This window comes from Actinoplanes cyaneus, assembly GCF_016862095.1.
In the GTDB taxonomy this organism is placed as follows: domain Bacteria; phylum Actinomycetota; class Actinomycetes; order Mycobacteriales; family Micromonosporaceae; genus Actinoplanes; species Actinoplanes cyaneus.
In genome coordinates this window covers 1-23,337 of record NZ_BOMH01000040.1, presented here as the reverse complement: position 1 = coordinate 23,337, position 23,337 = coordinate 1, and the positions used below count along the sequence as shown (strand labels likewise).

Sequence of the window (23,337 nt, the reverse complement as noted above, 5' to 3'; positions counted from 1 at the left end):
ATCTGCCGCGGGTATGTTTTTAGACTGACCGGTCAGTTCAAATGAGGAGTCTTCATGACGGTGCTGACAGCGACCGGCGCCGGGGTGCGGCACCACCGGCGCTGGCTCCTGCGGGATCTCGACCTGACGATCGACGCAGGCGAGACCGTCGCCGTCACCGGGCCGCCCGGCAGCGGCCGGACCAGCACACTGCTCGCCCTGGCGCGCAAGCTGCGGTTGTCCGCGGGCCAGGTTTCCCTGTCCGGTCCGGCGGCACTCGCGCACGTGACCGGCGTCAACGACCCCGAGCCGGTGTTCACCGTCCGGGAGCACGTCGATGAACGGCTGGCGCTGCTCGGGCGTCCACGCCGGGGGGCCGCCGCGGTGGACCTGCACGGGCTGGACCCGCTGGCGCGGGGGCGCGATCTCACGCCGTACCAGAAGCAGGTCCTGGGGGTGATCCTGGCGCGTCTGGCAGGGCCGTCGCTGATCGCGCTGGACGGGGTGGACAGCGGGCTGGACGCGGGGGAGCAGGCCGCGCTGTGGGCGTTGCTCGGCGAAGTGGCAGCGCAGGGCGTGGCGGTGCTGGTCACGGCACGTGCGATCGATCCGGCGCGGGTGTCCCGGGTGGTGGTGCTGAGCGACCCGAGAACGGGCGAGCCGGGCCACGCGGAGGTCCAGGAGTCCCCGAAGCCTGTAGAGGAGCCGGAGCCCGCTGCGGAAGAGCCGGAGCCGGTTGTGGACGAGCCGGCGCCCGTGGACGAGCCGGCGCCCGTGGCAGAGCCCGTCGAGGACACGCCTCCGGCCCAGGAGACGACCTCGGAAGAAGACACCGAAGAACAGGGTGCGAAATGATCGGATTCTCATCCCTCTCACTGGCCGGCCTCGAACTCCGTCGTTTCTTCCGGAGCCGCCTGACCGCCGCCGCCCTGGCAGTTCTGGCCGTCGTGCCGCTGCTCTACGGCGCCCTTTACCTCTATGCGTTCTGGGATCCTTACGGCCGGCTCAACCACATTCCCGCCGCCCTGGTCGTCGAGGACAAACCGGCGACCGCGCAGAACGGCGAGACCGTCGACGCGGGCCATGACCTGGCCGACGAGCTCATCCAGCGTCAGGTCTTCGACTGGCACGTCGTCGACGCGAAGACCGCGGAATCGGGTCTCAAGGACGGCAAGTACCAGATCGAGCTGCACATCCCCGCCGACTTCTCGGGCAATCTGGCCGCCGCTCCCAACGCCGCGAAGAAGCCGGAGAACGCGCAGTTGAGTGCCGTCTCCGACGATTCCACCAACTACCTTTCCGGCGTTTTCGCCCGCACCGCCTTCGACGAGGTCCGGGCCGCCGCGAGCACCAGCGCCTCGGCGAAGTACTACGACCAGATGCTGATCGGGTTCACCGACCTGAAGGCGAAGACCAAGGAGGCCGCCGACGGCGCCGGGCAGCTCGCCGACGGCGCCGGCACCATCCACAAGGGCGCCGCCGAGGAGGCCGCCGGGATCGACCACGCGCACGACGGCGCCGGCCAGATCGCCGGCAAGCTCGGTGCCGCCGGCCGCGGCGTCGGCCAGCTCGCGGACGGCCTCGAGCAGCTGGAGACCGGCGCCGGCCAGCTCGCCTCGGGCACCGCGCAGGCCGCGACCGGCGGCCGCAAGCTGGCCACCGCTGTCGACGCCGCCGCCGACAAGGTCGAGCCGGTGCTGCGGGACAACGCGCAGACCATCGAGAACGCCGCGACCCTGGTCGCGAACGGCGCCGACCTGCTCGCGAAGAACGTCGGCGCGATCGACGACGCCGCCGACCGGGCCGTCCAGGACGCGAAGAACCTGCAGGCGCAGCTGAACGAGCTGCCCGACAGCGACGGCCTGCCGGAGGCGAAAGGCCTGGCCGCACGCCTGGTCGCCGACGCCGAGCGGATCCAGCAGCGGGTCGGCGCGGCAGACCTGGACGGGCTGCGCGTCAAGCTGCGCGAGGTGGCGAAGGACGCCCGCGTGGTGGCCGCCGCCGCGCCGCACCTGGCCGACGACGTGGCGAACGCCCGCTCCCAGGTGGACCAGCTCGCGAGCGGCCTGGACCAGCTCGCCACCGGCGCCAAGAAGCTGCAGACCGGCACCGCGCAGGCCGCGGACGGCGCGAACGAGCTGGAGAACGGCGTCTACCGGCTGGCCAGTGGCGCCCGCGAGCTCGACAACGGGCTGGCGAAGCTCTCCGACGGCGGGCACAAGATCGCCGACGCGCTCACCGACCTGCAGGACGGGGCCGGGCAGCTCGCGGACCAGCTCGCCGACGGCGCGAAGCAGATTCCCGGCTACGACGACGCGTCCGCGCGCTCCGGCATCCTGGCCGACCCGGTCTCGCTCGACCGGGTGGTGCGCAACCCCGCCGGGACGTACGGCGTCGGCTTCGCCCCGTACTTCCTGGCCCTGGCCCTCTGGGTCGGCGCGATGATCAACTACATGCTGTTGCGCCCGCTGAACCGCCGCTACCTGGCGTCGGGTGCGCCCGCGCCCCGGGTCGCCCTGGCCGGACTGCTCCCCGGGGTGCTGATGGGCCTGGTTCAGGCGGCGCTGCTCTACACCGTGGTCCGTTTCGGTCTCGGGCTGTCTCCGGTCCACCCGTGGACCAGCCTCGGCCTGCTCGCCGGGACCGCCGCCGTCTTCGCCGCGATCATGCAGCTGATCGGGGCGGCCCTCGGCGCGCCCGGCCGGATCGTGGCGCTGGTCCTGCTGATGTTCCAGCTCACCTCGTCCGGCGGGACGTACCCGGTGCAGACCTCGCCCGGGTTCTTCCAGGCCATCCACCCGTTGCTGCCCATGACGTACGTCGTCGAAGCCATGCGCCACGCGATCGACGGCGGTGAGTCCGGGCCGGTCGTGCACGGCGCGATCGTCCTGGCCGGTTTCGGTCTCGTCGCCTTCCTGCTGACGGTTGTCGTCGCCGGCCGGAAACGCCGGATGAGCACCACCGATCTGCATCCCGAGCTGGTCCTCTAACCTGGGCTCGTGGTGAGCGACGGGCGGGGCCGGCGACGTGAGGACACCCGGCAGAAGCTGTACGAGGCTGCCGTGCAGCTGATCGCCGAGAAAGGCTTCAACGAGACCACGGTGGACGACATCGCCCTGCGGGCCAACGTGGCCAAGGGCACGGTCTACTACAACTTCAAGTCCAAGACCGACCTCTTCGAGGAGCTGCTGCGGCACGGGATCGGGCTGCTCACCGACGAGTTCCGCGCCGCGGTGCAAGGATTGCCGCCGCGCGAGGCGGTGCGGGCGCTGGTCCGGGCGCAGCTCTCCTACATCCAGCGATACCGGGCCTTCGCCCAGCTGCTCGTCTCCGAGATGTGGCGGACGAACCGGGAGTGGCAGCAGACCCTGGTCCTGCTCCGCGAGCAGGCGATCGGCGTGATCGCGGAGACGGTCCAGGCCGGGGTGGACTCCGGGGCGCTCCCGGCCGACCTGGACGTGCGGGTCGCGTCCGCGGCCCTGTTCGGAGTGGGGCTGGTCGTCGCCGTGGACTGGCTGGTCTTCCAGCCCGACCGGCCGATCGAGGAGATCGAGGAAGCGATGCTCGCGATCGTCCGCCGCGTGGCCTGACCCTTCGCCTCAGAGCCGATCAAAAGACGATTCGCGCGTACGCCGTGAGCCCGCTTCTCGCCGGCAGCCCGCTTTTCGTAGGACTGCCAGGGCCAGGACAACATCCGGCGGCACGAGGAGACTTGGGGGCGTGGAGTCGTGGGAGTTCGGCAGGACGGTCCGTCGCCTGCGTGATCGGGTCACCCCCGAGGCCGCCGGGATCCCGGCCGGTTCGCGCCGTCGCGCCACCGGCCTGCGCCGCGAGGAACTGGCCACCCTCGCCGGCATCTCGGCGGACTACCTGACCCGCCTCGAGCAGGGCCGCGCCACCGCCCCGTCCGCGCAGGTGGTCGAGTCGCTGGCCCGGGCGCTGCGGGTGTCCGACAGCGAGCGTGACCTGCTCTTCCAGCTCGCCGGTCACGCCGCCCCGGGCCACGGCGTCGTCACGTCCCGGGTCACCGCCAGCGTGCAGCGCCTGCTCGACCGGCTCTCCGGCAACCCGATCGTCGTCTACGACGCGAGCTGGACGGTGGTGCTGGCCAACGCGGCCTACGACGCGCTGATGGGCGACACGACGACCTGGCGCGGGCTGGAGCGCAACGCCATCTGGCGCAACCTGACCGGCAATCGGACCCGGGTCGTGAACACCCCGCAGGAGCAGGCCGACCACGAGGCCCGGCTGGTCGCCGACCTGCGCCTGACCGCCTCCCGGTACCCGGCCGACCGGACCCTGTCGCGGCTCATCGCCGACCTGGCCGCCGCGTGCCCGCGCTTCACGCAGTTGTGGGACGCGGAGGCCCCGCCCCCGGCGCCGGACCCGTCACGTCGCAAGGTGATCGACCACCCGTCGGCCGGCCGCCTGACGCTGGACTGCGACACGCTGACGGTCGCGTTCGACGATCTCCGCATCATGGTCTACAGCGCCGAGCCGCACACCGAGGACGCCGAGCGTCTCGCCCTGGCCATCGTCCTCGGCACCCAGTCCCTCGTCGACTGACCCGCGTTCGCCCGCCTTCCCCGGTACGTCGTCAGCCCGTCCACCGTCGACCACGACCCCAGCCGCGCCCCGCCCGGCCGGCTGGTGCCCAGCGGTGCCTCAGTGAGCGGAAACACCGCTGAGAGCCAGCCGCGGGATGCCGGCTGGTGCTCAGGGGTGCATCGCGCGGTTGAAGCACCGCTGAGAGCCAGCCGCGGAAAGCCGGCTGGTGCCCACGGGTGCATCGCCCGGGCTGAAGCACCGCTGAGAGTCAGTCGTCAGGAGCGGGCCGGCCCTCAGCGGTGTAACGGACGGAAGCACCATCGGGGCCGGCGAACTGTTTGTGATCTTGATGGTGGGATCTACGCTCGTGACCTCGTACGACGCAGCCGGAGGATGGGATGAGTTCGCGTAAGGCACTTCTGCGTTCGGGGATCGCCGTGGTCGTCGCCGCGCCTGTCGCTGCCTGGTGGCTGATCGGTGACATGACCGATCCGGACCTGCTGCGTGAAGGCATACCCGCTGGACTACGGCTACGAGGCGGTCAGTTTCGGTGCCGCCGCTGACCGTGTGATCGGCATCGTGGCCTGCCTCGTCGCGGTCGCCTCCACGATGGTGCTGGTGGGGGCGACTCTCACTCGCCGGCTTCGCTGGACCTGGGGGTTCGTGCTGATTCCGCTGGTCGCGGCCGGGTTCCTGGCCGCCCTCACCGGTCGCGCGCTGACTGCCGGCGTGATGGGCGGCAATATCGGCGGCGGCCTGCTGGCCATGGCCGCCATCCCGATCGGCGTGGTCCTGGTGATCACCGCGACGGCGGTCGCCAGCCGCCTGTCCCGGCCGGCGCTCACGGCGCCTCCAGCCTCCCGGACACACCCTTGAGCGCCAGCCGAGGGCGGCGAGCTAGTGCTGGGGGGTTGTTTCAGCGGCCGGACACACCCTTCAGGGCCAGCCGAGGGCGGTGAGCTGGTGCTGGGGGTTGCTTCGGCGGCGGGACACAGCCTTCAGGGCCAGTCGAGAGGGGTGAGCTGGTGGTGAGGGTTGTTTCAGCGGGCGGAGACAGCCCTGAGGGCCAGCCGGTGGGGGTGGGCGCGGCCGGAGCCTGGACAACGGCGGGGGTCGCGGGCGGCCGGAGGCGCGGGGCGGGCGTCTCACGGCGTACGGGAAAGGTGGTTGGAGGATCTTGATCGCGGGGGTGGATGGGCTTGCAGGCATTGACGGGCGCTTGCGTTATCGCAGGTCAATCCGGGACACGGCGAAAAAATCTACAGCGGCGACTCTAGAAATTGGCGGCGAACGGGGATATGTTTTCCAGGTCGGCTCCGGCCGGCATCGCAACTGGTACATCCGGCTTGTTCTGGCGAACAGCTGAGTTGGAGAAGGAGGACGAGATACCGCAGCAACGCGTAATCACGACGTCCCCGACCCGACAAGAGGTGATCGCAGCCGATGCCCATCACTCCGGTCGACCGCTAGCGGCACGCAGCCGGTCGACCACCTGCGCCGGCCCAGTGAGCCGGCACAAGAATTGAAAATCCAGGGCCCCGGTTACCCGCCGGGGCCCTGGACTCTGTGCGTGAAGAGACAGTGCCCGAGGGGACGATGCCCGCGGTGACAGTGCCTGAGGAGACGACGCCCGAGGAGATGATGCCCGAGGTGAGAATGCCGACCGGACCGCGGGACGACGTCGACCTCCCGGCGTATTCGATGGGCCGGGCCGCCGAGCTGATCGGCGTGACGCAGGCATTTCTCCGCTCGCTGGACGGCACCGGCCTGATCGAGCCCGAGCGCTCGGCCGGCGGCCATCGCCGTTACTCCCGGCATCAGCTCCAGCTGGCCGAACGCGTCCGGCTCCTGCTCGACGAGGGTTTCCTGCTCACCGCCGCGGTCCGGGTCGTCACCCTGGAGGACCGCCTGGCCGCCGCGCACCGGCGGATCGTGGAGCTGGGCGGCAGGCTGGGTCCCGGCGAGGACGCCACCATCCCGATGCAGACCCGCCGCGACACCAGGGCTCGACAAAACATGTAATCGTCTCAGCATGCGATCGTGGAACGTCGAAGAATGGCGACGGCCCGGGCCCACCCCGCGGCAGCGTCAGAACGACCTGTGGATCGGCTCCGGTGTCGCCGCCCTCGCCGTCTTCACCCTGTTCATGCTGCGCAGGGCCGGGTACTACCACACCGAGCGGGCCCCGGCGCTGGCCGAGCAGATCTTCTGGGCGGTGGTGACCACGCTGCCGCTGGCCTGGCGGCGACGCGCCCCCGAGGCGGTCGCAGTGGTGGTCTCGGTCGCGTTCATCGTGGCCCAGGTCCGGTTCTCGCCGGAGCAGGTGATCACGACGTACGCGTTGTGCGCCGCGATCTACACGCTCGGCGCGTGGGGGCCGGACCGGTCGCGGGCGCGCACCATCCGGCTGGTGATCATCGCGGTGATGTTCGGCTGGCTGACCGTGTCCTACGCGCTGTACCACGACGCCCTCACCGCGGTCGATCCGGAAAGCGGCGAGAAGCCGGAGCTCTGGGCCGCGGTCCTGCTCGGCTATCTGCAGAACCTCGTGTACTTCGGGTTCACGTACCTGATGGGCGACGCGGCCTGGCGGGCGGTTCACCGGGAGCACCGGCTGCAGGAGCAGGCCGAGGAGCTGCGCGCGGCGCAGGAGGCGGCGGCCGGCCGTGCCGTCCTGCAGGAACGGGTCCGGATCGCGCGGGAGCTGCACGACGTCGTGGCGCACCACGTCTCGGTGATGGGCATCCAGGCGTCCGCGTGCCGCCGGGCGCTGGAGAAGGACCCGGTCAAGGCGGTGACCGCGCTGACCGCGGTCGAGGCCGGCGCGCGGACCGCCGTCGACGAGCTGCGCCGCATGCTGGGGGCGTTGCGCGCGACCAGCGCCGAGGTCGAGCCGGCCCCGGGCGCGGGCATCGATCGGATCGGCGAGATCGCCGACCGGGCCCGGGAGGCGGGGCTCGAGGTGCACTTCGGGACGTACGGCGATCCGGCGCCCCTGCCCGAGTCGCTCTCCCAGGCGGCCTTCCGGATCGTGCAGGAGTCGGTGACCAATACCCTCAAGCACGCGCGGGCCGGGACGCTCGACATCCGGGTGCGGTACCTGGCGGGCGAGCTGGAGCTGGACGTGGCCGACGACGGGCACGGCGGGGCCGCGGCGGGCGGCAGCGGGATGGGACTGATCGGGATGCGGGAGCGGGTGGCGGTGCACGACGGGACGCTGGAGCACGGCCGGCGCGGTGGCGGGGGCTATCGCGTACGGGCGCGGTTGCCGTACGCGTCGACGGTGGGGAGTTCCACGTGATCCGGGTCCTCCTCGCGGACGACCATCAATTGGTCCGGTCCGGGTTCCGGGTCATCCTCGAGATGGAGGATGACATCACGGTGGTCGGCGAGGCGGCCGACGGCGCCGCGGCGGTCGACCTGGCGTTGCGGCTGCGGCCCGACGTCGTGCTGATGGATGTCGAGATGCCGGAGATGGACGGGCTGGAGGCGACCCGCCGGATCGCGGCCGGGGGTGGCCCGTCGATCCTGATCCTGACGACCTTCGACCGCGACGACTACCTGTTCGCCGCGCTGCAGGCCGGGGCCAGCGGGTTCCTGCTGAAGAACGGCACGCCAGAGGCGCTGACCGAGGCCGTCCGGGTGCTGGCGGCCGGTGACGCGCTGCTCGCCCCGGCGGTCACGCGTCGGGTGATCGCCGAGTTCAGCCTGCCCCGTCAGCGTTCACCCGAGCCGGGCGTACGCCTCGACGACCTCACCCCGCGCGAGCACGAGGTCCTGGTGCAGCTCGCCGGGGGCGCGACGAACGCGGAGATCGCGACCGCCCTGCACCTGGGCGAGACGACGGTGAAGACGCACGTGAGCCGGGTCCTGATGAAGCTCGGGGCACGTGACCGGACGCAGGCGGTGGTCCTGGCGTATGAGATGGGGGTGGTCCGTCCTTCGCAGGGATGACATCGCCGGGTCCTTCGCGGGCCGGACGCCACGAGCGTGCGGAATGCCTACCGTCAATGGCATGAACCCCGATCTCAGCGTCGACGCGGTCGACCGGTCGTTCGGCGATCGGCAGGTCCTCAAGGACGTGTCGTTCACCGTGGCCTCCGGGCGGCTGACCGGATTCGTCGGTGCCAACGGCGCCGGCAAGACCACCACCATGCGGATCATCCTGGGCGTGCTGGCCGCCGACTCTGGCACGGTGAGCTGGCGCGGCGAGCCGCTCGGGCGGGAGATCAGGCAGCGGTTCGGCTACATGCCGGAGGAGCGCGGCCTCTACCCGAAGATGAGCGTCCTCGACCAGATCGTCTACCTGGGACGGCTGCACGGGCTGGACGCGGCCACCGCGCGCCGCCGCACGATGGCCCTGCTCGAACGCCTCGAGCTGGCCGAACGAGCCAACGATCACGTGCAGAAGCTGTCGCTGGGCAACCAGCAGCGCGCGCAGATCGCCGCGGCCCTGGTCCACGACCCGGAGCTGCTGGTCCTCGACGAGCCGTTCTCCGGCCTCGACCCGCTGGCCGTCGACAACGTGGTCACCGTGCTGCGCGAACGGGCCGCCGCCGGTGCCGCGGTGCTCTTCTCCAGCCACCAGCTCGACGTCGTCGAACGCCTCTGCGACGACCTGGTGATCATCGCGGACGGCACGATCCGCGCCGCCGGCGACCGGTCCGGGCTACGCGACCAGTACGCGTTGCCGCGTTACCGCATCGAGGTCGGTGGCGACGCCGGCTGGCTGCGCGACCAGCCCGGGGTGACCCTGATCGACCTGGACGGCCGGCACGCGACCTTCGACCTGGAGCCCGGGTTCGAGGACCAGCCGATCCTGCGCGCCGCGCTCGACCGCGGCCCGGTGCACGCGTTCGGCCCGGTCCGTCCCTCGCTCGCCGAGATCTTCCGAGAGGTGATCCAGTGACCACGTTCCAGGCCGCTCAGCTCGTCGCCGCGCGCGAGATCCGGACCAAGCTGCGTGACAAGGCGTTCCTCTTCGGCACCGTGTTCTTCCTGGTCATCATGGCGGCGTCGTTCCTGCTGCCGTCGATGCTGAACAGCGGCGCCACCAAGGTCGCGGTCACCGACAGCAGCACCGTCAGCGTGCTGCAGGCCGAGGGGCTCGAGGTGCGGACGGTCGCCGACACGGCCACCGCCGAGCAGCTCGTCCGCGACGGTGACGTCGACGCCGCGGTGCTGCCCGGCCCCGAGGTGATCGCCAAGGACGACGCCCCCGACGAGGTCGTCGAGGCGCTCAGCACCGAGCCTCCGGTCCGCCTGCTCGAACCCAGCGACGTCGCGCCGGTCCTCAAGGTGCTGGTGCCGATCGCGTTCGCGATGCTGTTCTTCTTCACCTCGTTCTCGTTCGGCATGCAGATCGCGCAGAGTGTCGTCGAGGAGAAACAGACCCGGATCGTGGAGATCCTGGTCGCCAGTGTCCCGGTCCGGGCGCTGCTGGCCGGCAAGGTGTTCGCCCTCAGCGTCCTCGCGTTCGCCCAGGTGGCGCTGCTCGCGCTGGTCGCAGTCGTCGGGATGAGCGCCACCGACGCCGCGCCCGGCCTGGTCTCCGCGGTGCTCCCGGCGGTCGGCTGGTTCGTGCCGTTCTTCGTGCTCGGCTTCGTCATGCTGGCCGCGCTCTGGGCCGGGGTGGGCGCGCTCGCCTCCCGGCAGGAGGAACTGGCCAGCACCACGGTTCCGGTGCAGATGCTCGTCCTGATCCCGTTCTTCCTGGCGATCAGCGTGCCGCACGACGGGATGCTGATGCGCATCCTGTCGTACGTCCCGTTCTCCGCCCCGATCGCGATGCCGATCCGGCTCTTCGACGGTGGCGTGGCGGCGTGGGAGCCGGTGGTGTCGCTGATCCTGCTGGCGGCGACGGCGGTGGCGCTGCTCGTGGTCGGCGCCAGGGTCTACACCGGATCGCTGCTGCGGACCCAGGTGCGCACGTCGCTCATGGCCGCTCTGAAGAAAGCCTGATCAAACCCGATCTGCCCGTACGGCGTGAGTCGCCCGTCCGCAGACGGCGACGCCGGAGGGCCACCACTCCGGGCCGCGACGCGAGTCGCGGCCCGGCTGGCGCTCACGGTCCGTTCCAGGCCCGGCGACAACCATCAGCGCCGGCCGATCAGGTCCGCGGTGACCCCGGTCGATCGGGGCCGCGCGGAGCTACCCGGAGCGCGGGGCGAATGCATAATGGAAGTATTTGATCATGGAAATGTGTGCCGGTAGTGTCCGCGCGCGTGACTCCCCTCAGGCTGGTTACCGCCGCTCTGCTCGTGTCTCCGCTGATCGCGCTGACGGCGTGCGGCGGCGCCGGAACGGCGGAGGAGACGTGGGTGACGCCGACCGCCGTGGAGTCCACCCTCGGTCTGCCGGTCGTCGCGCCGGTCACCGTCACTCCGGCCGGGACCGCCGCGCCGTCGCCGTCGCCGTCGAAGTCCGTGAAACCGTCCCGGACGCCGTCGAAGAGCCCGAGCGCGACGAGGACGTCGGCCAAGCCGGTGGTCAGCGACCGGAAACTGTGCGCCTCGGTGATCAGCGCCAAGGAGGACCTCGCCGGAACCCTGCTCGGCAACATGGACGACGACGGCGACGTGCCGGCCGGGATCGCCGGGCCGGCCTTCAAGAAGTTCGCCCGGGCCCTGTCGTCGGCCGCCGGCACCGGCGGGACGACCAAGGTGACCTCGGCGGTACGCCGGCTTGCGGCCGCGGTGTCGAAGGTCGCGGCGGCGAAGGATCCGATGGCCGCTTCCGAGGGCTCCGCGCCGTCCGCCGCTGACGACCGCTTGGACGCGGCCTGCGCGGCCGCCGGAGCGACCGGGTACTGAGGCAGATCGGTCAGCACGCCCCGGAAGCCAGTCGCCGGATACCACGGAATCCGGGCTCACGGCGTACGGCGAAAGCAATTCTGGAAGGTTCTGAGAAGGGCGGCGATGCGGGGCGGGCGCTCGCGGCCGTGCCGCCGCGTGCGGGAAGAGAGAGGTGACCGCGCCCCGCATCGCCGCGGGCAGGTTGTCGACAACCGGGGCGGGTGAAGCCTCCCGAGCCACCGCCCTGTTGCCACCAAGGCTTGCACCGGCCGCGACAACCGGCAACGCAATTAACGCTGATCATTGACGGCCGTAACACAGCGGAGCGATCATCACCGAAACCCGTGGCTCACGTCACACCTTCGGCATAGGGAGCTCGCGCATGAGCACTGAACCAGCCGTCACCGGAAGCAGCAGCGACGAGGAACGTCTCGCGCAACTCGGATACAAGCAGGAACTCCACCGCCGGTTGTCCGGCTTCTCCAACTTCGCGGTCTCCTTCTCGATCATCTCGATCCTGGCCGGCGCGATCACGTCCTATGTGATCGCGATGAACGCGGGCGGCCCGTTCGCGATCACCATCGGCTGGCTGTTCGTCGGCATCATGGTGACGCTGGTGGCGATGGCGATGGCCGAGGTCTGCTCGGCCTATCCGACGGCGGGCGCGCTCTACTGGTGGGCCGCGGCGCTGGCGAAGCGGAACAAGGCGGCCTGGGCCTGGTTCATCGGCTGGTTCAACTTCCTCGGCGAGGTCGCGGTGACCGCGGCCATCGACTTCGGCGCCGCGATCACCACCGCGGCGTTCCTGAGTCTGACCTTCGATCTGGAGGTCACGCCGGGCAAGACGTTCCTGATCTTCCTGGTCATCATCGTGGCGCACGGGCTGCTGAACACGTTCGGCGTGAACCTGGTGCGGCTGCTCTCCGATGTCAGCGCCTGGTGGCACCTGGTGGGCGTCGCGGTGATCGTGGTCGTGCTGGCCGTCATCCCGGACCAGCACAAGCCGATCTCCGAGGTGTTCTTCGAGGTGCGGAACACGACCGGGTTCGGGTTCGCCGGAGCCACCGTCTACGCCGTCCTGATCGGACTGCTGATGGCGCAGTACACATACACCGGGTACGACGCCTCGGCGCACGTCGCGGAGGAGACCCACGACGCGGCCAACGCGGCGCCGCGCGGCATCGTGCTGTCGGTGGTCGTCTCGGTGATCGCCGGGTTCGTGCTGCTGTCCGCGATCACCTGGTCGATCCAGGACTACGACGCCGAGGCGACCACCGCTCTCGGGCTGCCACCGGCCCAGATCTTCATCGACGCGGCAGGGCACAACACCGGCACGTTCCTGCTGTTCATCTGCATGGTCGCGCAGTGGTTCTGCGGGATGGCGTCGGTGACCGCGAACTCGCGGATGTCGTACGCCTTCGCCCGGGACGGCGCGCTGCCCGGCTCGCGGCTGTGGAAGCAGGTCAACCCGCGCACCGGCACCCCGACGAACTCGATCTGGCTGTGCGTGACGATCTCCACCCTGCTGGTGCTCCCGTCGCTCTGGAACACCACGGCGTACGCGGCGGCCACGTCGATCGCGGTGATCGGCCTGTACATCGCGTACGTGGGACCGGTCTTCCTCCGTCGCCGCAGGGACGACTTCCCGGCCGGGCCGTGGAACCTCGGGCGGTGGAGCGCAGCGGTCGGCTGGATCTCGATCGTCTGGGTGGCGATCATCTGCGTGCTGTTCGTGCTGCCGACGGCCGGCCCGATCACGGCGAAGAACTTCAACTACACGATCGTCGCGGTGGCGATCGTGGTCGGCGGCGCGACCGTCTGGTGGTTCGCGAGCGCCCGCAAGTGGTTCACCGGCCCGCGCTCCAACCTCCTGGAGAAAGCGGCGCACGGCGAGCAGACCATGCCGACGCCCAACGACTGATAGGACTGATCCATGGATCTCGAGGACCTGGACGTAGCGGTCGGCAACGGCTCGATCGACACCGTTCTGCTGGCGCTCACCGACATGCAGGGGCGATTGCAGGGCAAGCGGCTGCACGGCCGTTACTTCATCGACGAGGTGGCCGGGGGCGGGAGCGAGGGCTGCAACTATCTGCTGGCGGTGGACGTCGACATGAACACCGTCGACGGCTACGAGATGTCCTCCTGGTCCACCGGTTACGGCGATTTCGTGATGCGGCCGGACTTCGGCACGCTGCGGAAGGTGCCGTGGCTGCCGGGCACCGCGCTGGTGCTCGCCGACCTGTTCGACACCGCGGGGCAGCCGGTGGCGCCGTCCCCGCGGCAGATCCTGCGCCGCCAGCTGGACCGGCTGGCGGCGCACGGGCTGACCGCGTTCGCCGGGACCGAGCTGGAGTTCGTGCTCTACCGGGACACCTACGAGCAGGCCTTCGACAAGCGTTACCGGGACCTGACCCCGGCGAATCAGTACAACGTGGACTACTCGTTGCTCGGCACGACGCGCGTGGAGCCGCTGCTGCGCAGGATCCGCAACGAGATGTACGGCGCGGGCCTGCTCCCGGAGAGCGCCAAGGGCGAGTGCAACCTCGGTCAGCACGAGATCGCGTTCCGGTACGCGGACGCGCTCGCCGCCGCGGACAACCACGTGGTCTACAAGAACGGCGCGAAGGAGATCGCCGCGCAGGAGGGCATGGCGCTGACCTTCATGGCCAAGCCCAACGAGCGTGAGGGCAACTCCTGCCACATCCACTTCTCGCTGCGCGGTCAGGACGGGAAGTCGGCGATGCTCGGCGACGGGCCGGCCCACCTGAGCGTGACCGGGCAGCGCGTGCTGGCCGGGCTGCTCGCCACGATGCGGGAGTTCAGCCTGCTCTTCGCGCCGAACATCAACTCGTACAAGCGGTACCAGCCGGGCTCGTTCGCGCCGACCGCGCTGCGCTGGGGGGTGGACAACCGGACCTGCGCGCTGCGGATCGCCGGGCACGGGCAGGGCATGCGGGTGGAGAACCGGGTGCCCGGCGGGGACGTGAACCCGTACCTGGCGATCGCCGCCCTGGTCGCGGGCGCGGTGCACGGGATCGAGAGCGAGTTGTCGCTCGAGGACGAGTTCGTCGGCAACGCCTACCAGGACCCGGACGCCGGGCGAGTGCCCGGGACGCTGCGGGAGGCGACGGACCTGTGGGCGTCCAGCGGGCTCGCGGAAGCGGCGTTCGGGAGCGACGTGGTCGCCCATTACGCGAACATGGGACGGGTGGAGCTGGCCGCTTTCGACGCCGCGGTGACCGATTGGGAACTACGCCGTGGATTCGAGCGCCTGTGAGTGTGAGGATCTTGGCGTGAGCACAACTGACGTGGTCGATCCGTCGACCGGTGCGGTCTTCATGACCGTGCCGTCGACGGATCTTGCCGGGACCGACGCGGCGATCGAGCGTGCGCAGCGGGCTTTCGACGGGTGGCGCGCGATCGCCCCCGGTGATCGCGCGCGGCTGCTGCGCCGCTTCGCGGCGGTGGTCGACGAGCATCTCGAAGAGCTGGCCCGGCTGGAGGTACGCAACGCGGGGCACACCATTGGCAACGCGCGCTGGGAGGCCGGCAACGTCCGGGACGTGCTGAACTACTACGCCGGCGCGCCGGAGCGGCTCTCGGGCCGGCAGATCCCGGTGGCCGGCGGCGTGGACGTGACGTTCCACGAGCCGCTCGGCGTGGTCGGGATCATCGTGCCGTGGAACTTCCCGATGCCGATCGCCGGCTGGGGTTTCGCCCCGGCGCTCGCCGCCGGCAACACCGTCGTCCTCAAGCCGGCCGAGCTGACCCCGCTGACCGCGATCCGTCTCGGCGAGCTGGCCCTGGAGGCCGGCCTGCCGGAGGGCGTGTTCCAGGTGCTGCCGGGCAAGGGCAGCGTGGTGGGGCAGCGGTTCGTCACGCACCCGGCGGTCCGGAAGGTGTGCTTCACCGGTTCGACGGCGGTCGGCAAGTCGATCATGGCAGGCTGTGCCGACCAGGTGAAGCGGGTGACGCTGGAGCTGGGCGGCAAGTCGGCCAACATCGTGTTCGCCGACGCCGACCTGGAGAAGGCGGCGGCCGCGGCTCCGGGGGCGGTGTTCGACAACGCCGGGCAGGACTGTTGCGCCCGGTCGCGCCTGCTGGTCGAGGCTTCCGTCTACGACAAGTTCCTCTCGCTGCTGGAACCGGCGGTGAAGAACTTCCGGGTGGAGGACCCCTCCCGGGACTCGTCGGAAATGGGTCCACTGATCTCTTCCGGTCAGCGGGAGACCGTGGCGGGTTTCGTCACCGCTGCCGACGTCGCTTTCCGCGGCGACGCTCCGGAAAGCGAAGGCTGGTGGTTCCCTCCGACGGTTCTGCTCGCCGGGTCCACAGGGGACCGGCACTGGCGTGAGGAGATCTTCGGCCCGGTCGTGAGCGTCCTGCCGTTCCGCGACGAGGCCGAGGCGATCCGCCTGGCCAACGACACGGAGTACGGGCTGTCCGGCTCGATCTGGACCCGTGACGTCGGCCGCGCGCTGCGGGCGGCCCGCGCGGTCGAGACCGGCGCGCTCAGCGTCAACAGCAACTCGTCGGTGCGGTACTGGACCCCGTTCGGCGGGATGAAGCAGTCCGGCCTCGGCCGCGAGCTGGGTCCGGACGCGCTGCTGTCGTTCACCGATGTGAAAAACGTGTTCCTGGCTACGGGAGATTGATAGTGGAGCGTCTACAGGACCGGATCGCCGTGATCACCGGCGCCGGCAGCGGTATCGGCCTGGCCACCGCCCGGCGGTTCGCCGCCGAGGGGGCCAAGGTCGTCGCCGTCGACATCTCGGAGGAGGCCGGCAAGGCCGTGGCCAGCGAGGTCGGTGGCGAGTTCGTGGCCTGCGACGTCAGTGACGAGGAGCAGGTCAAGGCCCTCTTCGACGGCGTCGTGGAGCGGCACGGACGGGTCGACATCGCGTTCAACAACGCCGGCATCTCCCCGCCCGACGACGATTCGATCCTGGTCACCGGGATCGACGCGTGGGAGCGGGTCATCCGGGTCAACACCACCAGCGTCTTCTTCTGTTGCAAGTACGCGATCCCGCACATGCAGCGGCAGGGCAAGGGCTCGATCATCAACACGGCCTCGTTCGTGGCGCTGCTCGGGGCGGCGACGTCGCAGATCGCCTATACCGCGAGCAAGGGCGGCGTGCTGGCGATGACCCGGGAGCTGGGTGTCCAGTTCGCCCGCGAGGGCATCCGGATCAACGCGCTCTGCCCCGGCCCGGTCGCCACGCCGCTGCTGCTGGAGCTGTTCGCGAAGGACCCGGAGCGGGCCGCCCGCCGGCTGGTGCACGTGCCGATGGGCCGGTTCGCCGAGCCCGAGGAGATCGCCGCGGCGGTCGCGTTCCTCGCCAGCGACGACGCCTCGTTCATGACCGCGTCCCAGTTCGTCGTCGACGGCGGCATCACCGGGGCCTATGTGACGCCCCTGTAAAACGTTTAGCACTCCCCGGAACGGGAACGGCCTTCTTACACAGGGGTCGAATCCCTGGTCGGGCGGGCTTGGATCCCCGTCCGGGATAGGACAGATGGGCCCGTCGCGCGGCGCCGGAGAGCCGGCGCCGCGCGCCTGTCCGGGGCGGAAAACCTGTGCGGAGTGACTACGGTGGTGCGATGCGTCCGATCATCGGGATAACGACGTACGTGATGCCCGCCTCCTGGGGGGTCTGGCGTGATCTCCCCACCGCTCTGGTCCCGCAGGACTACGCCGCCGCGGTGACCCTGGCCGGCGGCCGGGCGGTGCTGCTGCCCCCGGACGACCTGGACACCGACGTGCTGCGGGTGCTGGACGGCCTGCTGTTCTCCGGCGGGCCGGACATCTCCCCGGAGCTGTACGGCGAACAGCCGGGCCCGCACACCGTCACCCACCCGGAACGGGACGCCGCCGAGCTCGCGCTGCTGCAGGCCGCGCTCGACCGTGACCTCCCGGTGCTCGGCGTGTGCCGGGGCATGCAACTGCTGGTCGCCGCGCACGGTGGCACCCTGCACCAGCACCTGCCCGAAGTGCTCGGGCACGAGCGGCACCGCGTCGCCCCCGCGGTGTACAGCGAGCACGAAGCCGTCTTCACCCCCGGCAGCCGGATCGCCGGGCTCATGGGCGAGGACGTGACCATCAACTGCTTCCACCACCAGGGCGTCGCCGATCCTGGAAAACTGACCGTCACCGGCCGGGCCGAGGACGGCCTGCCCGAGGCGGTCGAGGACCCGGATCGGCGGTTCCTGCTCGGCGTGCAGTGGCACCCCGAGGTGAGCCGTGACCTCCGGCTCTTCGGCGCCCTGGTGGCGGCGGCCGCACGGAGCTGAAGGAGAACCGCACCCTCATGCGCAGACCGCTGATCGGCCTCACCTCGTACGCCCAGCACGTGCTCTTCGGCCGCAACGAAATGATGGCCGGCATGCTGCCGATGACCTACGTCAAGGCGGTGCACGCGACCGGCGGCCGGGCCGTGCTGATCACCCCCGACGACCCCGGGACCGATGTGCTGGAGTCCCTGGACGGCATCGTCTTCACCGGCGGCGGCGACGTCGACCCGGCGAACTACGGCGCCGAGCCGCACCCGGAGACCGAGGTGGACCCGGTGCGGGACGCCGCCGAGATCATGCTGATGCGCGCGGCGCTGGAGATGGACCTGCCGGTGCTCGGCGTCTGCCGGGGACACCAGGTGATGGCGGTGGCCACCGGCGGCTCCCTGCACCAGCACCTGCCCGATCTGATCAACCACGACCGGCACCGGGCGCACGCCGGCACCGACCCGCTGGCGGCCGGAGCCGACGACTACGGCCGGCACGGCGTGGTGACCGCGGAGGGCTCCCGGGCCCGCCAGCTGTTCGGCCGGCAGACCACGGTGAACTCGTTCCACCACCAGGCGGTCGCCGACCCGGGCGAGTGCGTGGCGACCGGCTGGTGCCCGGACGACCGGGTGGTGGAGATCCTGGAGCACCCGGGGCGCACCTTCGCGCTCGGCGTGCAGTGGCACCCGGAGCGCACCGCCGACCTACGGGTGTTCGCGGCCCTGAACCAGGCCGCCCTGGTGGGCCGGGAGGCGGCCACCGTGTGACCGGTCTCTTCCGGTGTTAACGTGCCACCGAGCCGGCTTCACCGGTCACCCGACCCCCAACGGGAGGCTTCTGATGGGCGCCCTGCCGGCCCGGCTGCGTGTCGCCTTCGAGCGCGGCGGCGAGATGGGCCGGCGGATGGCCGCCCTGGACTGGTCGGCCTCACCGGTGGGTGATCCGTCCACCTGGCCGCCGGAGCTGGCCGACGCGGTGATCATGATGCTTCGGTCGAAGGCGCAGATGGTGATGTTCTGGGGGCCCGAGCACGTCGCGCTCTACAACGACGCCTACGTGCCCACCACGGGCGGGAAGCATCCCGCGCACCTCGGCCGGCCCGGCCGGGAGATGTGGGCCGAGGCCTGGGGCGTGCTGGAGGACCTGTTCCGGCAGGTGTACGAGAGCGACGAGGCCTTCTACGCCACCGACCACCTCTTCATGATCGAGCGGTTCGGCTTCCTGGAGGAGACGTACTTCGACATCTCGTACGACCCGGTCCGGTCCGGGGACGGCTCGATCGGCGGGATCATCTGCGTGGTCACCGAGACCACCGGCCGGGTGCTGGCGGAACGACGGGCCCGGACCCTCTCCGCGCTCGGCCGCCGGCTCGCCGACTCGCCCGACCTGTCGGCGCTGGCCATCGAGGCGATCGCGGTACTCGCCGAGAACCGGGCCGACGTGCCGTCCGCGCGGCTGGTGCTGGACGGCCCGCGGCCGGAGCCCGCCGAGCGGGAACTGGTGCTGCCCATCGACGACGCCGGCGCGCTGGTGGTCGCCGTGAGCCCGCACCTCGCCCTGGACGACGGCTACCAGGACTTCCTCGAGCTGGCCGCGGCGCAGATCTCCCGGGCGGTGGAGAACGCGCGGGCCTACGAGCTGCAGCTCCGCCGGGCCGCCGAACTGGCCGCGCTGGACCGGGCGAAGACCGACTTCTTCTCGAACGTCAGCCACGAGTTCCGTACCCCGCTGACGTTGATCCTCGGCCCGCTGGAGGACCTGCTCGAGGACCCGGCCACCGGTCCCGGCCTGCGCGAGCGGCTGATCCCGCTGCATCGCAACGGCCTGCGCCTGCTCAAACTGGTCAACACTGTGCTGGACTTCTCCCGGCTGGAGTCCGGCCGGATGCGCGCGGTCTACCGCCCGACCGACCTGGCCGGGCACACGGCGCGCCTGGCCACGTCGTTCCGCCCGGCCACCGAGCGCGCCGGGCTGGACCTGGTGATCGAGACGCCACCGTCACCCGTACCGGTACACGTGGACCACGAACTCTGGGAGAAGATCGTCTTCAACCTGCTCTCCAACGCGGTGAAGTTCACCCGTGAGGGCCGGGTCGAGGTGCGTGTCCGGGCCGACGAGGTGCACGCGCAGGCCGAGCTGACCGTGCGGGACACCGGGGTCGGCATCCCCCTCGACGAGCAGCCGTTGCTCTTCGACCGGTTCCACCGGGTCACCGGCACGTGGTCGCGCAGCCACGAGGGCACCGGCATCGGGCTGGCGCTCGTCCGTGAGCTGGCCGAGCTGCACGGTGGCTCGGTCAGTGTGCACAGCGAACCGGGCACGGGCAGCGAGTTCCGGGTCCGGATCCCGTTCGGCACCGCGCACCTGCCGGCCGACCGGATCAGCGACGAGCCGGCCGGTGCGGACCCGCGGCTGTGGGTCGACGAGGCGGTCTGGTGGAGCGGGAACTCCGCGGCCGTCCCGCCCGCCGCGGGCGCCGGCCACGGCAGCATCCTGCTCGCCGACGACAACGCCGACCTGCGCGAGCACGTGTCGCGGCTGCTCAGCCCGTACTGGGACGTGGCCACCGCCGCCGACGGACTGTCCGCGCTCGAGCTGGCCCGGGAACACTCCTTCGACCTGGTGCTGACCGACGTGATGATGCCCGGGCTGGACGGCTTCGGGCTGATCGCCGCGCTCCGGGGCGACCCGCGGACCCGGGACGTGCCGATCGTGGTGCTCTCCGCCCGCGCCGGGGAGGAGGCGGCGGTCGAGGGGTTGGGCGCCGGGGCCGACGACTACCTGGTCAAGCCGTTCTCGACGCGGGAGCTGACAGCGCGCGTACGCGCCAATGTGGAGCTCGGCCAGCTGCGCCGGGAAACCGTGAGCCGGCTGCGCGGCCTGGTCGACGCCGCGGTCGCGCTGAACGTCGTGACCGGCACCGCCGAGGTGCTCGACGTGGCGGCCCGGCACGTGCAGGCCATGACGTCGGCCGGCCGGGTGGTGCTGGCCGCGCCGGACGCGCGTGCCGAGCGGGACGGTGGCGCCGACGCCGCCGCGGAGCCCGACCTGGTGCTGCCGCTGCCGGACACGGCCGGGGTCGCGCTCGGCGAGCTGCGGGTCTGGGCCGGTGCCGGCGGGCCGGTCGAGCCGATGGTGCTCACCCAGCTCGCCCGGCTCATCGGGCTGCGGCTGGCCAACGCGCGCCTCTACGAGACCGAGCACCGGATCGCCCGGACGCTGCAGCACAGCCTGCTCCCGCAGTCGCTGCCCCGGGTGCCCGGCGCGGTGGTCGGCAGCCGCTACGTCGCCGGCAGCAGCGAAGCCCGGGTCGGTGGCGACTGGTACGACGTGATCGCCGCCCCCGACGGCCGGCTCTACCTGGTCATCGGCGACGTGGTGGGCAAGGGCGTGCAGGCCGCGGCCGCGATGGGGCAACTGCGCAACGCGCTCCGGGCGTACGTCCTCGAGGGGTTCGACTGCGGTCCGGCCCTGAGCCGGCTCAACCGTCTGGTCGACACGCTCGGCCGGCGGCAGTTCGCCACGGTCTTCTGCCTGCGTTTCGATCCGCATACGCGGGTCGTGCGGTACTCGTCGGCCGGTCACCCGTCGCCGATCCGGGTCGCCCGCGGTGAACTGGGCACGTTCCTCTACGGGACGGCGCTCGGGCCGCCGATCGGCGCGCTCGGCGACGTGCCCTACCCGACCCTGGAGATGCAGCTCGACCCCGGTGACCGGCTGCTGCTCTACACCGACGGGCTGGTCGAGGACCGGCGGCAGGGCGTCGACGCGGGGCTGGTCGAGCTGACCGAGGACGCCGCCAAGCCCACCGAGCACGTCGAGGACCTGCTCGATCAGCTGCTCGCCAAGGCGGCCCGGCAGGTGCGGCGCGACGACATCGCGCTGATCGCGCTGGAGGTGACCGAGCCGCGCGAGTTCTCCATGCGGCTGCCTGCCGACCCGGCCCGCCTCAGCGTCCTGCGCAAACGGCTGGAGGACTTCCTGGCCACGCACGACGTCCCGGAGGCGGACGCGTTCGACCTGACGGTGGCGGTCTCCGAGGCGGCGGCCAACGCCATCGAGCACCCGATCGAGCCGGACGAGCCGTTCATCACGGTGGAGGCGTCGATGCACGAGAACGCGGTAGTGGTGACCGTGCGCGACACCGGCGGGTGGCGGGCGGCGACCGACGCCGGCTTCCGCGGCCGGGGGCTGGCCCTGATCGGCGCGCTGACCGAGCTCTCCGTGCACCGCTCCCCGGAGGGCACGGCGGTGACCTTGCGCCGGCCCCTTACCTGAGCCAGGGCTGATCGCCCAGCCCGGAGATGTCGAGCACCCGGCGGACCCGGTCGGAGGGGAACACCTCGAGCGTCCCCGGGAACCGCTCCGCGAGCCGGATCAGGGTGTGGATCGCGGCCGAGTCGAAGAACGTCACGGCGCGCAGGTCGATCGTCGCGCCGGTGATCCGGTCCGGGGTGGCGGCCTCGAAGAGGGCGGGTGCCGTGGCCATGTCGACCTCGCCGGCCACCGTCACGACGACCCGGTCACCGGAGACCGCACCGATCGCCGAGAAAGTCGGGTCCTGGCCCTCTTGATCCACCGACATACGATTTCACAGCGCCCCGGGAGCGGCAAGGACAGGCCCGAACGTGGTCCCGCGCGGCGGATAGGCTGGGACCATGACCGTACGTGCGCCACTCGCGCCGGGCAAGCAGTCGCGTGAGCGATCGGTCCCGGCGAGCATCGTCCGCCCCGAATACGTGGGTAAGAAGCGCCCCAGGGAATGGCGCGGCTCCCACGTGCAGACCCCGGAGACCATCGAGAAGATGCGGGTCGCCGGCCGGATCGCCGCGCAGGCCACCCAGCTCGCCGGCGAGCACTGCAAGCCGGGCGTGACCACCGACGAGATCGACCGGGTGGTGCACGAGTTCATCCTCGACCACGGGGCGTACCCGTCGACCCTGGGCTACAAGGGCTTCCCCAAGTCCTGCTGCACCTCGCTGAACGAGGTGATCTGCCACGGCATCCCCGACTCCACGGTGCTGCAGGACGGCGACATCATCAACGTCGACGTCACCGCGTTCATCGGCGGCGTGCACGGCGACACCGACGCGACGTTCCTGGTCGGCGACGTCGACGAGGAGGCGCGACTGCTCGTCGAGCGCACCCACGAGGCGATGATGCGGGGCATCCGCGCGGTCGCCCCGGGCCGGCCGATCAACGCCATCGGGCGGGTCATCGAGGCGTACGCGCGCCGGTTCGGCTACGGCGTCGTCCGCGACTTCACCGGCCACGGCATCGGCGAGACGTTCCACTCCGGCCTCTACGTGCCGCACTACGACAACCCGCGCCTGGACACCGTCATGGAGCCCGGGATGACGTTCACGATCGAGCCGATGATCACGCTCGGCACCCACGAGTACGAGGTGTGGAAGGACGGCTGGACAGTCGTCACCAAGGACCGCCGGTGGACGGCCCAGTTCGAGCACACCCTGGTGGTCACCGACGACGGCTACGAGATCCTCACCCTTCCCTGAAAACCCTTCGACGGTACGGGGGTCCGGCTCGATCGACCGCAGCGTCCCGGTCCCGTCGTGAGTGACGCGAGCTCGCCGGTGGTCCGGGCCGCCCGGCGACCGTCCGGCCGTGGCGGGCGGTCACCCTCGCGACCCCGCGGGCACTCCCGGCCGCAACGCGGCTCCCGCCCGCGGCTGGCACTGACGGTCGTCATTCGTGCCTCATGACAACCGCGAGC

Annotated in this window: 20 protein-coding genes; 19 read left to right on the top strand and 1 reads right to left on the bottom strand. The window is 71.1% G+C overall.

Annotated features, from left to right (window positions below):
• Positions 1-54 precede the first annotated feature (54 nt).
• From Acy02nite_RS26790 to Acy02nite_RS26705, 18 genes are all read left to right on the top strand, one after another.
• Positions 55-834, top strand: coding sequence for an ABC transporter ATP-binding protein (locus tag Acy02nite_RS26790; RefSeq protein WP_203745353.1), 780 nt, complete (start codon positions 55-57; stop codon positions 832-834).
• Positions 831-2,969, top strand: a complete 2,139-nt coding sequence (locus Acy02nite_RS26785; RefSeq protein ID WP_203745343.1) for a YhgE/Pip domain-containing protein — start codon at positions 831-833, stop codon at positions 2,967-2,969. Before Acy02nite_RS26790 ends, Acy02nite_RS26785 begins: the two co-directional genes overlap by 4 nt.
• A 12-nt stretch (positions 2,970-2,981) precedes the next feature.
• Positions 2,982-3,569: a TetR/AcrR family transcriptional regulator gene (locus tag Acy02nite_RS26780; protein WP_203745545.1), complete on the top strand. Its 588-nt coding sequence runs from the start codon at positions 2,982-2,984 to the stop codon at positions 3,567-3,569.
• Positions 3,570-3,699: 130 nt separating this feature from the next.
• On the top strand, positions 3,700-4,545 hold the full coding sequence (locus Acy02nite_RS26775; RefSeq protein WP_203745341.1) for a helix-turn-helix transcriptional regulator: 846 nt from the start codon (positions 3,700-3,702) through the stop codon (positions 4,543-4,545).
• A 486-nt stretch (positions 4,546-5,031) separates the two neighbouring features.
• Complete coding sequence (locus tag Acy02nite_RS26770; RefSeq protein WP_203745339.1) at positions 5,032-5,403, top strand: hypothetical protein; 372 nt, start codon at positions 5,032-5,034, stop codon at positions 5,401-5,403.
• A gap of 729 nt (positions 5,404-6,132) precedes the next feature.
• Complete coding sequence (locus tag Acy02nite_RS26765) at positions 6,133-6,549, top strand: MerR family transcriptional regulator (RefSeq protein WP_425548137.1); 417 nt, start codon at positions 6,133-6,135, stop codon at positions 6,547-6,549.
• A 10-nt stretch (positions 6,550-6,559) separates the two neighbouring features.
• Complete coding sequence (locus tag Acy02nite_RS26760) at positions 6,560-7,828, top strand: sensor histidine kinase (RefSeq protein ID WP_203745337.1); 1,269 nt, start codon at positions 6,560-6,562, stop codon at positions 7,826-7,828.
• A complete protein-coding gene (locus Acy02nite_RS26755; RefSeq protein WP_203745335.1) occupies positions 7,825-8,481 on the top strand; it encodes a response regulator in 657 nt (218 codons plus the stop codon). Before Acy02nite_RS26760 ends, Acy02nite_RS26755 begins: the two co-directional genes overlap by 4 nt.
• 61 nt (positions 8,482-8,542) lie before the next feature.
• On the top strand, positions 8,543-9,436 hold the full coding sequence (locus Acy02nite_RS26750) for an ABC transporter ATP-binding protein (protein ID WP_203745333.1): 894 nt from the start codon (positions 8,543-8,545) through the stop codon (positions 9,434-9,436).
• Positions 9,433-10,488: an ABC transporter permease gene (locus Acy02nite_RS26745; RefSeq protein WP_203745325.1), complete on the top strand. Its 1,056-nt coding sequence runs from the start codon at positions 9,433-9,435 to the stop codon at positions 10,486-10,488. The genes Acy02nite_RS26750 and Acy02nite_RS26745 overlap by 4 nt, the downstream gene beginning before the upstream one ends.
• Positions 10,489-10,751: 263 nt before the next feature.
• Positions 10,752-11,339, top strand: coding sequence for a hypothetical protein (locus Acy02nite_RS26740; protein WP_203745323.1), 588 nt, complete (start codon positions 10,752-10,754; stop codon positions 11,337-11,339).
• 364 nt (positions 11,340-11,703) lie between these two features.
• Positions 11,704-13,242 (top strand): amino acid permease, encoded by a 1,539-nt coding sequence (locus tag Acy02nite_RS26735; RefSeq protein WP_203745321.1) that lies wholly within the window; start codon positions 11,704-11,706, stop codon positions 13,240-13,242.
• A gap of 12 nt (positions 13,243-13,254) precedes the next feature.
• Positions 13,255-14,601: a glutamine synthetase family protein gene (locus Acy02nite_RS26730; protein WP_203745319.1), complete on the top strand. Its 1,347-nt coding sequence runs from the start codon at positions 13,255-13,257 to the stop codon at positions 14,599-14,601.
• Between the two features lie 16 nt (positions 14,602-14,617).
• Positions 14,618-15,979, top strand: coding sequence for an aldehyde dehydrogenase family protein (locus Acy02nite_RS26725; protein ID WP_203745318.1), 1,362 nt, complete (start codon positions 14,618-14,620; stop codon positions 15,977-15,979).
• Complete coding sequence (locus Acy02nite_RS26720; RefSeq protein WP_203745541.1) at positions 15,979-16,746, top strand: 3-oxoacyl-ACP reductase; 768 nt, start codon at positions 15,979-15,981, stop codon at positions 16,744-16,746. Before Acy02nite_RS26725 ends, Acy02nite_RS26720 begins: the two co-directional genes overlap by 1 nt.
• A gap of 179 nt (positions 16,747-16,925) precedes the next feature.
• The gene (locus tag Acy02nite_RS26715; RefSeq protein ID WP_203745316.1) at positions 16,926-17,615 is read left to right on the top strand and encodes a gamma-glutamyl-gamma-aminobutyrate hydrolase family protein; all 690 of its coding nucleotides are present in this window, start codon (positions 16,926-16,928) and stop codon (positions 17,613-17,615) included.
• Positions 17,616-17,632: 17 nt separating this feature from the next.
• Positions 17,633-18,370, top strand: coding sequence for a gamma-glutamyl-gamma-aminobutyrate hydrolase family protein (locus Acy02nite_RS26710; protein WP_203745314.1), 738 nt, complete (start codon positions 17,633-17,635; stop codon positions 18,368-18,370).
• 73 nt (positions 18,371-18,443) lie between these two features.
• A complete protein-coding gene (locus Acy02nite_RS26705) occupies positions 18,444-21,881 on the top strand; it encodes a SpoIIE family protein phosphatase (protein ID WP_203745312.1) in 3,438 nt (1,145 codons plus the stop codon).
• On the opposite strand, the gene Acy02nite_RS26700 is transcribed toward Acy02nite_RS26705, so the two are convergent.
• Positions 21,874-22,188: an STAS domain-containing protein gene (locus tag Acy02nite_RS26700; protein ID WP_203745310.1), complete on the bottom strand. Its 315-nt coding sequence runs from the start codon at positions 22,186-22,188 to the stop codon at positions 21,874-21,876. The two genes, Acy02nite_RS26705 and Acy02nite_RS26700, sit on opposite strands and share 8 nt — an antisense overlap.
• A 73-nt stretch (positions 22,189-22,261) precedes the next feature.
• Between Acy02nite_RS26700 and map the strand changes: the two genes are divergently transcribed.
• On the top strand, positions 22,262-23,119 hold the full coding sequence (map, locus tag Acy02nite_RS26695; RefSeq protein ID WP_203745308.1) for a type I methionyl aminopeptidase: 858 nt from the start codon (positions 22,262-22,264) through the stop codon (positions 23,117-23,119).
• The last annotated feature ends 218 nt before the right edge of the window (positions 23,120-23,337 follow it).

What these genes read in the sequence shown, in the direction of transcription:
- Acy02nite_RS26730 (WP_203745319.1), top strand. Translation starts at nt 13,255, where the DNA reads ATGGATCTCGAGGACCTGGACGTAGCGGTCGGCAACGGCTCGATCGAC.
- Acy02nite_RS26785 (WP_203745343.1), top strand. Translation starts at nt 831, where the DNA reads ATGATCGGATTCTCATCCCTCTCACTGGCCGGCCTCGAACTCCGTCGT.
- Acy02nite_RS26715 (WP_203745316.1), top strand. Translation starts at nt 16,926, where the DNA reads ATGCGTCCGATCATCGGGATAACGACGTACGTGATGCCCGCCTCCTGG.
- Acy02nite_RS26750 (WP_203745333.1), top strand. Translation starts at nt 8,543, where the DNA reads ATGAACCCCGATCTCAGCGTCGACGCGGTCGACCGGTCGTTCGGCGAT.
- Acy02nite_RS26760 (WP_203745337.1), top strand. Translation starts at nt 6,560, where the DNA reads ATGCGATCGTGGAACGTCGAAGAATGGCGACGGCCCGGGCCCACCCCG.
- Acy02nite_RS26700 (WP_203745310.1), bottom strand. Translation starts at nt 22,188, where the DNA reads ATGTCGGTGGATCAAGAGGGCCAGGACCCGACTTTCTCGGCGATCGGT.
- map (WP_203745308.1), top strand. Translation starts at nt 22,262, where the DNA reads ATGACCGTACGTGCGCCACTCGCGCCGGGCAAGCAGTCGCGTGAGCGA.
- Acy02nite_RS26790 (WP_203745353.1), top strand. Translation starts at nt 55, where the DNA reads ATGACGGTGCTGACAGCGACCGGCGCCGGGGTGCGGCACCACCGGCGC.
- Acy02nite_RS26705 (WP_203745312.1), top strand. Translation starts at nt 18,444, where the DNA reads ATGGGCGCCCTGCCGGCCCGGCTGCGTGTCGCCTTCGAGCGCGGCGGC.
- Acy02nite_RS26710 (WP_203745314.1), top strand. Translation starts at nt 17,633, where the DNA reads ATGCGCAGACCGCTGATCGGCCTCACCTCGTACGCCCAGCACGTGCTC.
- Acy02nite_RS26735 (WP_203745321.1), top strand. Translation starts at nt 11,704, where the DNA reads ATGAGCACTGAACCAGCCGTCACCGGAAGCAGCAGCGACGAGGAACGT.